Genomic DNA, 13,381 nt, shown 5'->3' with positions numbered 1-13,381 from the left:
ACTACTCGGTATTATACCGGATGCTGCGGGGGGCAAGCTCACGCAATTGGATACGGCGAAGTCGCCAACTGCCCGGCGTTTCGACGCCGAGGAAAGGCTCGCTCGACAGCGTCAGTGTCTGCCCTTTGCGAACGACGCCGATATCACTGAGCACGCCTGATTGGTCTTGCGAATCGATGTCAGCATCAACGCAGTAAATGTTAAGCGGGGCGTTGTCACCGATTTTGTAAAATCCACCGCAGGGCTGGCCGCCCGCGTACAAGGACACCGATTCGATCAAGACGTCACGATCAAAACGGATTGTCATCGTTTCACCACTGTCGACGGCGGCGGATGCGCCCCCGACCATTCCGATCCCGTCATCGGACACATCGAATCCCCGTTTGGCTGCCGCTGAGTCGTTGTATTGGCCAACAAACTCGGCAGCAATCTCGCCCACGTTTAGATTGAAAGCGGCTGATTGAGTATCTTTGATTTGATCTCGGATTGCCTCGTCAAATTGAAAGTCAATGGCGAAGGTTTTTGAAAGGGGAACGTCGCTGTAACGATGTCCGCCACAATTTCGATGCAGCCGTGCGGCATCGCAAAGATGCGCGATGAGTGGCTGCAGGGTCGGTTCTTGGATCAGGTTGTGCGTTTCCATGGGATCGGCAGCCAAGTCGTAGAGCTCAAACGGGGTGGTTTGTCCGGCACGCAGCAGAGCTGGATCAAAGAAGATCTTCCACTGTCCACGCTTCTCTTGCCCTGCCACGATTGGGTTGTCGAGCCGCATCGCACTGGCCGCTGGATCCGGCTTTGCCTGTTTGTGATCGTGATAGAACATCGGACGTGGTTCGAGTGTTTTCCCTTGCCACGCTGCCAAGACGCTCCGACTATCCTCAGCCCCCTTTTGTCCGTGGCGTAAATCAGGGAGGTCGCTTCCCAAAATTTCAGCAAACGTGGCGAACATGTCGTGCAGTCCGACCAGTGACGTGTTGGTTTGCCCGGTTGTTTGCGGATCCCCATCCCCCACACCGCCGTTTTTCCAAGCGACCAATAGCGGCACACGGTGACCGCCTTCGTAACAGGATCCTTTGTTGCTTCGGAAGGGCCCTGTTGCGGTTTTCGATTTGCTTTCGGCACCGTTGTCACTCGTGAAGATGACGATGGTGTTATCCATCAGCGGATGTCCCGGCCGTCTTGGGTCTTCGTTCTGCTCGAGGAAATCGATCATTCGCCCGAGCGCCACGTCGTTTTCGTGGATAAAGTCGCTTCTTACATTCATCGGTTTTCCACTGACGCTTCGCGACGCACCCGCAACAGCAACGCCACCGATTTGATCATCGGGTGTGTAAGGCGAATGGTTTGAATTCGAAGGGTAGTAAACAAAGAAGGGTGGCGAGGCGGCCTCCCCATCACGAACATGCTCGCTCATAAACCGGATCGCGTGGTCCGAATGACGGCCGCCGAGTTCGTCCAACACGTAAGCGTGTGGACCATCGGTATGGAGCTGTTTACCACGTCCGGTACCGCTGACGACCGTACGTCCATCGATGTGTCCCGGACCGTGTGATTGATGTTCATCATTAGGACGCTGCTTCGTTCCCAATGCTGTACCGCTGGTGCCATGCGATCGCGAGGTGAAGTGACAGACATCGAAACCATGATCCAGCGGAGTGTCCGCCATCGGTTGGGTGAGGTCGGCATCATCCCAACCTGCGGCTGGCCGTCCGTCGCTTTGCCGATAACGCAGCCCGACATGCCACTTGCCGAACAAACCGGTTCGGTAGCCGTGCGATTTCATCAGCGTGCCAAGCGTCGGTCGATCCGCTTCGATCATTGGATCCCCTTGAACGCCAAACAAAACGAAATGTTTCAAGCGGTTCCGCCACGGGTATCGTCCCGTTAGCAATCCATAGCGTGTGGGCGAACAGCGTGACGAGGGTGCGTGGGCGTCCGTAAATCGCACTCCCATGTTGGCGAGTCGCTGCATGTTTGGAGTCGCAATCTGGTCGGCATCCGAATTGCCAGTGAAGTCCTGGTAAGCACTGGTGTCACCGAGTCCCATGTCATCCGCCATCATCAAGATGATGTTAGGCCGATCGGATGCACTGCTGATACTGGCAAAAACCAACCATGCGATGGACGCGGTCAACGACATCATGAATGAGTTGCCACAGATTTTCATAAAGGCTCTCATTGGAACGTAGGGGAGAAGGGATGCGTTGTGGGCTGCGATTATTTGGACAAGTTTAAGTGCTGGCAGCTTGAACTACCGTTCGCCTCGCGACGCGGCATCCACGGCAGCTTGTCTCTTTTGCTCTTCCTTCTTGACATTCGGGCCGTGAGGGTCGAGCCATCGCGGAGGCATCAGTTCCTGTTGCCATTGCTCGTATTTTGTAGTCAATGCTTTTACCAAGCCGGGATTGGTCGCCGAGATGTCTTCGCGTTCCCAAGGGTCTCGGCCGATATCAAATAACAGATGTTTACTCTTGTAAACACTATAGACCAATTTATGGTCACCATCCCGCACCGCATAGCCGTAGCGACCATCGCCCACCGCATACCGCCAGAACAGAGTTTGATGAGGCTTCGCTTGGTCGTTGTGTTGCAGGTAGGGTAGCAGGTTGACGCCATCGAGCTGCACGGACTCAGACGTCTCGACCTCTGCGGCAGCCAACGCGGTTGGGAAAATGTCGAGCGCCGTGATGGGATGGTCATAGCGTTGGTCGCCCTGAATTTTGGCAGGCCATGAGACACAAAACGGAACGCGGATTCCGCCTTCGAACAACATCCCTTTATGCCCACGGTATGGAAAATTGACCGCGTGATCGGTTCGCCCACCGTTGTCGCTATAGAAAAAGATCAACGTGTTATCGCGAAGCCCGAATTCCGTCAGCTTGGCGGTCACCCGGCCGATTCCTTCGTCCATCGCCGCCACCATCGCGCCGTAGACCGCTCGTCCGCCATATTCGATGTGTTCCGTTTTCTTCAGGTGTTCGCGGGTCACTTGATCGGGTGCGTGCGGAGCGTTGTAGGCCAAGTACATAAGAAACGGGTTGGATTGATTTCGCTCAACAAACGAAACGGCTTCACTGGAAAAATCGTCCGTTAAATAGCTCAGTTCCGATTTTGCTACGACCGCGCCATTTCGCAGGACTCCGTGTTCGGGAGACCTGTTGCCGGTGTCACCCCAGTAACTCATGCTGCCGCCTGAGAAACCGAACCACTCGTCGAAGCCACGTTCGGTGGGCCAGAATTTTGGCTCGTCACCGAGGTGCCATTTTCCGATACAGCTCGTTTGATAACCGTTTTCTTGTAACACGTTCGAAAGCAACGTTTCGCTCAGCGGTAAACCATCGCTGCTGCCGTCTTTACCTGAATTGGGATTACATTCGTGCCCAAATCGCTGTTGGTATCGTCCTGTCAATAAGCCCGCACGACTGGGGCTACAGTACGGATGCGAGGCGTAGCCGGATTCGAATACGATCCCGCTTTTCGCCAATTCATCCAAGTGCGGCGTCGGAATCTCTTGGCACCCGTTGAACCCAACGTCGCTGAAACCAAGATCATCGGCCACGATCACGATGATGTTAGGGCGGTCATCGGCCATCAAGTTTCCGTACAGACTAATTATCGCGACCATTGCCGCGGCAATGCTTCTTATCATCATTTTTCCTGGTGGGTGGGGTGGGGGCTTCGTGGATAGCTACCGCTGTCATCCGTTGTGGGAATCGTGGATCGGCTGCGCTTATTGGCTAATGTTGTTGCTTAGCCATTTGTCAACGATGGCCACGCCGTATCGATGATCGTACCGCGAGAACCATCGATTTGCACAAGAAAGGTGGGAAAACCAAGGCGGGGTAAGACGTCATGACCGGTTGATAGGGGCGTTGCAATCTGAATTGTGAAGTGCAGGGGGCAAAAAAGGACGATGGTCTTGGCAAAAAAACACCTCATCGATGCTGAAGGTTTTGACTTGCCCGAGTCCATCGGTCATACTGCCACTCCCGCCTGACTTTCCCTGCCCCGCCACCTCTCGGCGACGTATCAACATGAAGTTCTTGATCCACGCCTTGATCCGTGTTTGCATTCCCGTCGGCATCCTGATCGCCGGCGGATATGGCTTTGCAGTTTTGTCCGTCAACACGGACCAAGAGCCCAGCGAGCCTGCCGAAAAACAGGTGCTTCGCAGCCACGTCTGTTCGCTCGATACACGTGACTTTGCGGTGAAAATCGAGACCCATGGCGTTGTCGGACCACACAATCACGTCGCGCTTAGCGCCGAAGTCACCGGGACAATTCAATCGACACATTCGATATTTGAGGCCGGGGCGTTTTTCAGTGCTGGCGACCTGCTGCTCGAGATGGACGACCGCGACTATCAAACCGCGCTGGACATTGCTCGCGAACAACACAAACTCGCCAAAGCGACGCTAAAGTTAGCCCAAGCGGCGAACGATCGGATGCAGCAACTCTTGCGTCAAGACAGTGCATCGACGTCCGAAGCCGATGCCATTTTTGCGTCGCTGGTTCAGGCCGAATCGCAAGTGGAGGTGACCGCGTCGGCAATCGAGCAAGCTGAACGCGACCTGCAGCGAACGAAAATCTATGCACCTTTTGATGGTCGCGTCGTGTCGAAAGAGATCGGAGTGGGGGAATTGGTTAGCCCTGGCACGGTGCTGGGCGAGGTGTTCGCGGTGGATTACGCCGAGGTGCGATTGCCGATCGCAGGTCGCGAACTACGCCATTTAAAATTGCCTGAAATGGAAGGCGACGCTCCGGTCGATGTCGAATTGCGAAATGCAATTGACACCTCCTCGGACAGCGTATGGCGTGCAAAGATCGTTCGTACCGAAGGCACGTTAGATGCCGATTCATTGGAACTGTTTGCAATCGCGAAAATCGAGGATCCATTTTCGTTAAACAGTGAGCATCCCGTGTTGCGAATTGGACAGCCGGTCGTGGCGACCATTTTCGGCGAGACGCTAAAAGACGTGATCGCGATTCCTCGCGGCGCCGTCCGGCGATTGGATAAGGTTTATTTGATTGATCAACAGAAATTGACACTGCGGTCATTGACCATCGATCCACTTTGGTCCGATGCCGAACATGTCATTGTTCCGGGGCAAACGATTCGCAACGGCGAACTGCTCGCCACCACGATGTTGGTCTATGCACCCGAAGGAAGCCCGGTCGAGATTATCCCCGAGGACGATGGACCGGTTTCGCTGGCAGGTTCACCGCCTGAGATGGAAGCGACGCCGTGATCCGTTGGTTTACCAATAACGGCATCGCCGCCAATTTCTTGATGCTCGCGATCATCGTCGCGGGCAGTTACGTTGCGGTGAACCATGTACCGCTTGAGGTCACGCCCGCGCTGAGCTGGGACACCGTGATCATCGACATGGAGTACCGTGGCGCGACCGCAAAAGACGTCGAGCGAGCGATCTTGATTCCTGTCGAGGCGGCTCTGGAAGGCGTCGACGGCATCGAGGCGCTGAATGCCGACGGCCATCGCGGTCGTGCAAAGTTTTTTCTGCGTGCCAGCCGTGGCACCGATTTGCGAAACCTGATGGACGACGTCAAGGCGCGGATCGACACGATTACCACGTTTCCAGCCGAGACGGAACCTCCACGCGTCTATATACCCGAATCAGCAAACCGCTACGACATTCTGCAGATCGCAGTGATGGGAAATTTGTCGGATCACGACATGCGTCGTGTCGCTCGGCGAGTTCAGCAGGACTTGGTCGAAATGCCGGGGATCAGTCGCGTCGACATTCGTGGAGCCAAAGAATCCGAAGTTTCCATCGAGGCCGATGTCGAGAAGCTGCTGGCTTACAATCTGACTTTCCAAGATTTGGCAGACGCAATTCGCGGGTTTTCGTTGGATCTTCCTGCCGGTGCGATCGATAGCGACAGCGGAACGTTTATTGTTCGCACACGCGGACAAGCCTATTCGGAAGACGAATTCAATGACATTCCGATTCGATCGTCCTCGGGAGCGGAAGTGCGTCTCGGCGAAGTCGCCACCGTTTCGGATGGATTCGTCGAAGGGGACCAAAAGACGTTCTTCAATGGCAAACCCGCTGTCTTTGTTCCGGTCATGCGAGTCGGAGATGAGAGTGCGATCGGAATCTCCAACGCGGTGCGTGAATACGTGCGGACCGCATCAACGCGATTTCCCGTGGGCATTGAGTTGGAAATCTGGGACGACGAGTCGCTGCAGATCCGACACCGGTTGAGCACGTTGGCGTGGTCGTTACTGCAGGGCGGCTTCTTTGTGTTGTTGATCTTAGGTCTGTTCATTCGACCGGCGTTGGCGTTTTGGATTGTGATCGGTATCCCCGTCTCGTTTGCCGGTGCGGCGATGTTGATGCCGTGGTTTGATTTGACCGCCAATGTGATGAGTTTGTTCGGGTTCATCATCGTTACGGGAATCGTTGTCGACGACGCGATCGTGACGGGCGAAAATGTGTATTCGAAAATTATGGAGGGGATCGATCCGCTTGAAGCGGCTGTCGAAGGAACTCGCGAAGTCGCAACGCCGGTGACCTTTGGTGCGTTGACGACGGTGGTTGCGTTCCTGCCGCTGATGTTCTTTGACGGCACGTGGGGCGATTACGCACGGCAAGTGCCACCCGTGGTAGCGCCGGTGCTGTTGTTCTCGCTGGTCGAGTCAAAGCTGATTCTTCCGGCTCACCTCAAGCATTTGCGTCGGAAAACGGGACGAGGCTGGTTCGCAAGGTTCCAAGCCGCAGTCGCTAAGGGGTTGGAACGCTTGATCAGCACGCTTTATCGACCTTCACTGCAAACCGCGGTGCGAAATCGCTGGGCCGTGATTGCCGGCTTCGTGTCACTCGGATTGTTGATGGCGGGATACTGTGCCGGCGGGCGAATGGGGTTCGTTGCATTTCCAAGTGTGGACAACACAAAAATCAGTGCCATGTTGGATCTTCCGGACGACACGCCGCTGGAAGTGACCGAGCGCTATATCGATCGGATCTCTGATGCACTTGATCAATTGGCGACCGAGTATGTGGACCCTGGGACTGGGCAATCGCTGGTGCAAAACGTCGTCCGAATGAGCGGGGGGCGGCGACCAGGGTCGAATTTTGACAAATCACGCGGCTACATGGCGTTCGAAGTTCTGCCGCCGGAACAGCGAACCGTGCCAGGCCCCAAGAACAACGAATTGGCGACGCGTTGGAGCGAGCTGGTGGGTGAAATCCCCGAGGCTCGGCGGTTTGAAACGCGGTCCGAGGCGGCTCTCGTTCGCGACGACCAATATGATGACGAAGATTTGAACATCGAATTGCGAGGCCCCTCGTCGCCTGAGAAACGAGCGGTCGCGCGGCAGATCAAAGCGATGTTGGAGGGCTACAGCGAGCTGAAAGGCCAATTTGCCAACGTCACCGAGGGGCAGGACGAGTTGGAGCTCAGTTTAAAGCCGCGTGCGGCGGAACTGGGGCTGACGCAATCGGCGTTGGCCAGCCAAATTCGCCAAGCTTTCTTTGGCGAGGAAGCACAGCGTCTGCAACGTGGGATCGATGACATCCGTGTGATGGTGCGGTTGCCGATCGAGGCGCGTCGGTCATTGCACACACTGGACCGCATGAAGATCCGCACGCCTCGTGGCGCCGAGGTGCCATTGGAAACGGTCGCGACAATCAATCTGGCCAAAGCACCTTCGTTTGTCGAACGCAACGATCGTGCTGAGATCATTCGCTTGGGAGCACAACCGGTGGATGAAACCGTGGACGTCGTGGGAATCTCGAAGGAATTGAAGCCGAAACTTGATGCGTTGTGTATCAAAAACGGATTGTCGTACCAATTCCTCGGCTATGTCGCCGAGGCCGAGAAAACGAAACAACAAACGATCATCGGTTCAACGCTTCTTTTTTTGACACTGTATGGACTGCTTGCGATCGCACTGAAGTCGCTCGTTCAACCAATCTATGTGTTGTTAGCCGTTCCATTTGCAATCATCGGAGCACTTGCCGGGCACATCGTATTGGACCTGACTCCATCCTACCTGTCGATTTTCGGGATGTTGGCGTTGGCCGGCATCGCGGTCAACGACACGTTGGTGATGGTTGATTTCATCAACCGGCGTCGCAGCGAAGGAGTGTCGCTGTTGGACGCGGCGCTGGAAGCAGGCGGAAAACGATTTCGGCCGATCTTTCTGACGTCGATCACGACGTTTGTTGGCTTGTTGCCGCTGATGTTGGACGAATCGATTCAGGCCCAATTTTTGATTCCCATGGCCGTTTCACTCGCCTTCGGAGTGTTGTTCGCAACGGCGATCACGCTGTACATGGTGCCGTGCGCTGTGCTGGCGGGGTCCGACGTGGCCCGATGTGCAAAAGCGATCGCAAGCTGGTACTGGTCGCCCATGTCACGGCAAACCAGCGGATCAGAATCGCTGAATGCGAACTGAATTGCACTCGATTTCAGAGAACGCAGGCCTTACCGGGAGCGTCTCCGCCGACGAGCCGCTCACCCGCTACTAACCGACCTTGGTCATCTCGTAAATGCTCAGTGCTTCAATGGCACCTTCGGTCGCCGCGCCAAGTTCTTTCACATGGTTGCTGTTAGAATGCATCTGCCAAAGTTCTCGCGACTCCCAGTTCTCGTAGAACAAAAAATGCGCCGGGTTCTCGTTGTCTTGATGCAAGTCGTATTGAACGCAGCCCGGTTCGGCGTGAGTAGGAGCGATCAGCTTTAGAAGCTCGGATTTGACCAAGTCGACTTTGTCTGCTTTGGCTTTGATGTCAGCGACGATTGTTAAATGAGCCATGTCTTGATTCTTTGGTGCGATGATTCGTCAAACGGTGGTGTTAGTTGATCAGTAATGGTGGTGAGCAGTGGTAGTGGCGAACGCCCACCCCGGGGCTAAAGTTTGTGGACGTCTCGAAACGCCAGCTGTGACTCGGAGAGCCGAGCCCTATCGTATCGCTTTCAGTGCAAATCATCGAGTACCGTCTCGCCGATCGCGTGCGTTTGGACGAATGTTAATGAAACAGTTTCGTGAGTTCGCAGCGAGCGATTTTGGCAAATCGGATTGTTGCCGCCGAACTGCCGCGGCGAGTCGAATATGATCTATGGGCGTGAACTGGTTCGGCGGCATCGTGGCTCGATTGCAAGGAAGAATTTTTTGCCAATTCGACTTATCCTTTTTTCCGGCCTTGCAGCGGATCACGACGTGTTTGCTCCGCAATCGTTAGCGTTTGAACAGTTGATCGTCCCGGTCTGGCCTGAGCCCGAACCCGGCGACACGCTCGACAGCTACAGCAAGCGGTTGGCAGACGATTTACGTTCGACGGAAACCACTGTGATCGGCGGAGCATCCTTTGGCGGGATTGTCGCCTTGCACGTCGCCAAGTATCTCGATCCTTTGGCCGTGATTTTGATCGGCAGTGTTCGTGGCCCGTCGGAGCTGCCGCGTTATGCACGAGTGGCTCGTTATTTGAAGCCTTGCGTATCGCGTCTGCCGGTTGGCTTGTTACAAAAACTTACCTCGCCCCTTGATTCGCGAGTCATCGCCAGACGAGTTCCCCACCTCAGCGGGCTGGCCCGACAGTTCCAGCATTGCAGTCCCGCGGTGTTCAAATGGTCGTTAGCGAGGATCTTGGATTGGGACTCGTCGCCCACGCTCAAGTGCCCTGTGTTCCAGATACACGGTGACCGAGACCGCGTACTACCAATCCAGAACGTTTCTCCAACACAAGTTGTTGCTGGCGGCGGACACGTCATCTCGTTGACGCACCCCGCCGAGGTCATCGCGTTCATTCGTTTTGTTGAAGAGGAAGTCAGCGAATAGAGACTTGGCGAAGGACGTCATGTCGGTCCAGATAGCCTGATTCGCCTAGCCGGCAAGTTACGCTGCAATCTTCTCGCGGTATTGATGGCTGACGGCGTGTTGGCGTGCACCGCCGAGCCACTGGCTCAATCCATCAACGCCGTGGGGTTTGGCCAACACAAGCTCGACTCCGGCTGATTCGGCTTCCTCGATTTGGTGATGACGTGGCGCGTTAGCAATCCAAGCATGCGAGCTGGTTCGCATGGGATCAATGGCGGTCATTCGTGACAACCAAGCTTGCCGGTGGACCGGTGGTGCGACCGAGTCGTCCCAAACCACACGATCAAGGTTGCGGATTCGTAGCGAGTCGTCTTGTCGCATCCAGATGGCCGCGGCGCCACATGCCGCAGCAATATCCAACAACGGTTCGGCGATCCGCAGCGTCGCGGCGATGACCGCCACGGTGACTTTTTGATCGGCAAGACGAACCGGATGTGCCGCAGCCCCGAGCATCCATTGAGGCACTTGCTGGCGCCACTGCATTGCGTTGTAAACCGACAGCCGCGATGCCGCTTCGGATTTGGCTGCTGCCGCCACCGCAAACCGCTCGGTGTGACGCACGCCTTCGCACGCTGCGCCCAACAGCACCATGCCTTGGGCGTTCTGGTAGCGACCCAGCAGAATATTGACTTGGTTCCAATCAAACTCGCCGCGGTGATTACGGGTGACAATAATACGGTCGACGGTCGAGGCGGGCCGCTCAAGTGCGTCACGCAGTGAATAGCGAAACGCGATCTGCAGTGAATTCGTTTCCGCAAACTGGTAACACGCCTGAAACTCGTTGCTGTTTCGAGGGCCGATCCACATCAATGTCCGGCAAGGTAGCGATGATGCGGGAGAGAGGAAGTTGTCACGCATGGGGTCGATCCGTCATTTGTGTGCTGTCAATCAAAGCTCGTCGAGACGCTCCTCACACGCTTTGATTGCGTGCCACGCGTCGCCGGGCCCTGTGCTAGAACGTAACTCAGCCAAAAAGGAATCGTCGACGATCATGCGACTGAGCTTTGCTAGGATACGAAGGTGGTTCCGATCGTCGTAAGAGCAAATTAGAAAGAAAACATCCGTCAATTGGCCTCGATCAGAAAACGGGATTGCCGATGGACACAGACCAAGGGCGATCACGGAATCGGCGAGGATCGAGGTTTGCGGACGCCGCGGGTGCAACAGAGCCACGCCACAGTCCAATGCGGTCGGATGCATCTGCTCACGCGTCTGCACCGCTTCGGCCATCGCCGGAGCGTCCCACATCATCCCGCTTTTCGCCGCCAGCCCGCACATCGACCGGATCACGCTGCCTCGAGTCCTCGCGTTTAGCGGTACTTCGATCGTGTCGACGGTGCAGAGTTCGTGGATCGGCCGATCCACTGCCGTGGGCGAAACACGGTCCAAAACCTTTTGAACTTGATCCAATTCTTCGGGGTCGCTGGCCCCAATCCGCTCTTCGAGCCAATGGTGAATTTCGGCTTTCGAAAAACGCCACTGCCCCCCCACTTTGCGTGCAGGGATCCGGCCGCGATCTGCCATTTTTTGGACTTGGTCCGGGGTGACGTGAAGGTATTCCGCGATGCGAGCGGCGTCGAGATCTTCCATCATGGCGAAAGTTTCAATGTTTTTGGAGAAAGTGAGGGATAACGAAAACCACGTGCCTGGGCATTGTTTGAGCCTACGGACCTGTTTTAAGCAACCTGAGTACCAAAGTCATGGGACCGTGTCTTCGGGATTCCGAATCGTGCCGATGGAGACTTTAGCATTGACAGCGAAACAATTCTCTAGGTATTTCCGGGATTGGCTAAAGTTGCCTTGCGGATCGGTCGCACGCCGACTGCGGAACCACTCCAACGAACTCTCAGAGCAGGATCCTATGATTCGCTGGCTCCCAACGATCATCCATCAGCTGTCGTACCTGCGATCCGTCCAACGGAAAAACCAGGATGCGAGGAACGTGCGTCGTGTCGTCGGATTGCCAGTCGTTTGCGGTCCATTTTCCCGTACGTCGCTGGTGACCGTGTCGAGGACGTGCGCGTGGATCGCCGTGATCGCGGTGTTTTCTCTAAACAGTACCGGTTGGGCTCAGAACGGGTTTCAATCGAGCAACACCCCAATTTCGCCCGGAGTTTCCTTCGGTGGCCAGTCGCCGGTCGATATTCCGCAAACCAATCTGCAACCGATGGGAGGCGGCGGATTTTCGACCAGCCCGCCGGCAGCTTCCCCATTTCCGTCCGCATCCTCTTCGATTGGCGGCAATTTTGATCCCTACGCCACAGGGGCCGCCGGATTGCCCAGTTATCCAGCTCCGAGCGTTCCACCGGGCACCACGCTTGGTCCCGTTCAAGTTCCCGGGACGCTGCTGCCTGCTTCACGGCCGGGCGGCGAAAGTTTGTTTAGCCGAATCTTTTCGAATTCCGGTTCCAGCCCGATCATGCCCACGGCAACGACGGGATATGGAGCGTCCGCATACGGTGGCGGCTCGAGTACGACGATTTTGCCACCCGCCAACTATGGTGCAAACGCATACGGTTCTACCCCGTACGGACCGTCGCCCTACGGGGCACCGACGTATGGAGCTCCAGCGTACGGGCCAAGCGGAGGTTTTGACAGCGGAGTCCCGTTGTCGGGGCCGGCTTATCCCAGCACGGTCTACCCGTCGGTCGGGCCGACGACGCTGTTTCCCGGTGGCATCTTCGGCGGAAATGGCAGTGTATTCGGCAGCAGTAGCGAATTTAGTGCTTATCGATTGCTGCAAGGTCCGCGGATCCGGCACACCTTTCTGGGCACGACCGACGAACCCGATTCTTTGGGAGTCAACGATACGGATGTCTCGGTGGTGTTTGCCTACCAAAACTTTTTGTACTCCAGCCAACCGCTAATGATCGCGCCGTCGTTCTCGCTGCATCTGTGGGACGGTCCCGAAACCACGCCGACACAGAACGCGGATCTGCCCAGCAGCGCCTACAGCGGATTCATTGATCTGGGTTGGCAAAGTGACCCCAACCAGATTTTGGGGCTCGAACTTGGAACGCGTGTCGGCGTCTTTACCGACTTTGACACAATGAACAGCGACAGCCTGCGAGTGATGGGAAAAGGCTTGGTCAATTTTCGCTTGACGCCCGCATCGACGATCAAGGGTGGTGTCTATGTGCTTGATCGGATCCGCTACAACGTCATTCCCGCTGGTGGCATTTTGTGGCAACCCGACCCGTACTCGCGATACGACATTTTCTTTCCGCAACCCAAATTAGCACACTATTGGCGAACCGTCGGAACCCAAGACGTGTGGTGGTATCTAGGCGGCGAATATGGTGGTGGGTCGTGGACGGTCACGCGTTCGGACAACTCGGAACAGCAAGTCGATATCAATGATTATCGCGTGATGTTTGGACTCGAATGGGGCCAGCACGAATTTATCCAGGCCGGGCGACGCAATGCGTTCGTCGAAGTCGGCTACGTTTTCGATCGTGAAATCCTTTACGAAAACAAAGCGAACCAATTCGATCAAGACGACGCGATCATGTTCCGCGCCGGCATCGGTTACTAACT

9 protein-coding genes are annotated in these 13,381 nt (G+C 55.8%); 4 read left to right on the top strand and 5 right to left on the bottom strand.

Annotated features, from left to right (window positions below):
* Position 1 precedes the first annotated feature (1 nt).
* Both ABEA92_RS18915 and ABEA92_RS18910 read right to left on the bottom strand, forming a co-directional pair.
* A complete protein-coding gene (locus tag ABEA92_RS18915; protein WP_345685415.1) occupies positions 2–2,167 on the bottom strand; it encodes a sulfatase family protein in 2,166 nt (721 codons plus the stop codon).
* Between the two features lie 84 nt (positions 2,168–2,251).
* The gene (locus ABEA92_RS18910) at positions 2,252–3,652 is read right to left on the bottom strand and encodes a sulfatase-like hydrolase/transferase (RefSeq protein ID WP_345685414.1); all 1,401 of its coding nucleotides are present in this window, start codon (positions 3,650–3,652) and stop codon (positions 2,252–2,254) included.
* Between the two features lie 382 nt (positions 3,653–4,034).
* Between ABEA92_RS18910 and ABEA92_RS18905 the strand changes: the two genes are divergently transcribed.
* Positions 4,035–5,249 (top strand): efflux RND transporter periplasmic adaptor subunit, encoded by a 1,215-nt coding sequence (locus ABEA92_RS18905; RefSeq protein WP_345685413.1) that lies wholly within the window; start codon positions 4,035–4,037, stop codon positions 5,247–5,249.
* The gene (locus ABEA92_RS18900; RefSeq protein WP_345685412.1) at positions 5,246–8,422 is read left to right on the top strand and encodes an efflux RND transporter permease subunit; all 3,177 of its coding nucleotides are present in this window, start codon (positions 5,246–5,248) and stop codon (positions 8,420–8,422) included. The genes ABEA92_RS18905 and ABEA92_RS18900 overlap by 4 nt, the downstream gene beginning before the upstream one ends.
* Before the next feature lie 69 nt (positions 8,423–8,491).
* On the opposite strand, the gene ABEA92_RS18895 is transcribed toward ABEA92_RS18900, so the two are convergent.
* Complete coding sequence (locus tag ABEA92_RS18895) at positions 8,492–8,782, bottom strand: putative quinol monooxygenase (protein ID WP_345685411.1); 291 nt, start codon at positions 8,780–8,782, stop codon at positions 8,492–8,494.
* A 357-nt stretch (positions 8,783–9,139) separates the two neighbouring features.
* On the opposite strand from ABEA92_RS18895, the gene ABEA92_RS18890 reads away from it, so the two are divergent.
* Complete coding sequence (locus ABEA92_RS18890; RefSeq protein WP_345685410.1) at positions 9,140–9,805, top strand: alpha/beta fold hydrolase; 666 nt, start codon at positions 9,140–9,142, stop codon at positions 9,803–9,805.
* A gap of 57 nt (positions 9,806–9,862) precedes the next feature.
* On the opposite strand, the gene ABEA92_RS18885 is transcribed toward ABEA92_RS18890, so the two are convergent.
* Together ABEA92_RS18885 and ABEA92_RS18880 are read right to left on the bottom strand one after the other, a co-directional pair.
* On the bottom strand, positions 9,863–10,702 hold the full coding sequence (locus ABEA92_RS18885; RefSeq protein ID WP_345685409.1) for a hypothetical protein: 840 nt from the start codon (positions 10,700–10,702) through the stop codon (positions 9,863–9,865).
* 30 nt (positions 10,703–10,732) lie between these two features.
* Positions 10,733–11,437, bottom strand: a complete 705-nt coding sequence (locus tag ABEA92_RS18880) for a PTS sugar transporter subunit IIA (protein WP_345685408.1) — start codon at positions 11,435–11,437, stop codon at positions 10,733–10,735.
* A 268-nt stretch (positions 11,438–11,705) separates the two neighbouring features.
* Between ABEA92_RS18880 and ABEA92_RS18875 the strand changes: the two genes are divergently transcribed.
* Positions 11,706–13,379, top strand: coding sequence for a hypothetical protein (locus tag ABEA92_RS18875; protein WP_345685407.1), 1,674 nt, complete (start codon positions 11,706–11,708; stop codon positions 13,377–13,379).
* Positions 13,380–13,381: the final 2 nt, after the last annotated feature.

This window comes from Novipirellula caenicola (assembly GCF_039545035.1).
GTDB lineage: Bacteria > Planctomycetota > Planctomycetia > Pirellulales > Pirellulaceae > Novipirellula > Novipirellula caenicola.
The sequence above is the reverse complement of the archived record's forward strand: the minus strand, read 5'-3'. Positions and strand labels throughout refer to the sequence as shown.

Coding starts and splice junctions, on each gene's coding strand:
- ABEA92_RS18915 (WP_345685415.1), bottom strand. CDS start 2,167: ATGAAAATCTGTGGCAACTCATTCATGATGTCGTTGACCGCGTCCATC.
- ABEA92_RS18880 (WP_345685408.1), bottom strand. CDS start 11,437: ATGATGGAAGATCTCGACGCCGCTCGCATCGCGGAATACCTTCACGTC.
- ABEA92_RS18885 (WP_345685409.1), bottom strand. CDS start 10,702: ATGCGTGACAACTTCCTCTCTCCCGCATCATCGCTACCTTGCCGGACA.
- ABEA92_RS18905 (WP_345685413.1), top strand. CDS start 4,035: ATGAAGTTCTTGATCCACGCCTTGATCCGTGTTTGCATTCCCGTCGGC.
- ABEA92_RS18910 (WP_345685414.1), bottom strand. CDS start 3,652: ATGATGATAAGAAGCATTGCCGCGGCAATGGTCGCGATAATTAGTCTG.
- ABEA92_RS18875 (WP_345685407.1), top strand. CDS start 11,706: ATGATTCGCTGGCTCCCAACGATCATCCATCAGCTGTCGTACCTGCGA.
- ABEA92_RS18895 (WP_345685411.1), bottom strand. CDS start 8,782: ATGGCTCATTTAACAATCGTCGCTGACATCAAAGCCAAAGCAGACAAA.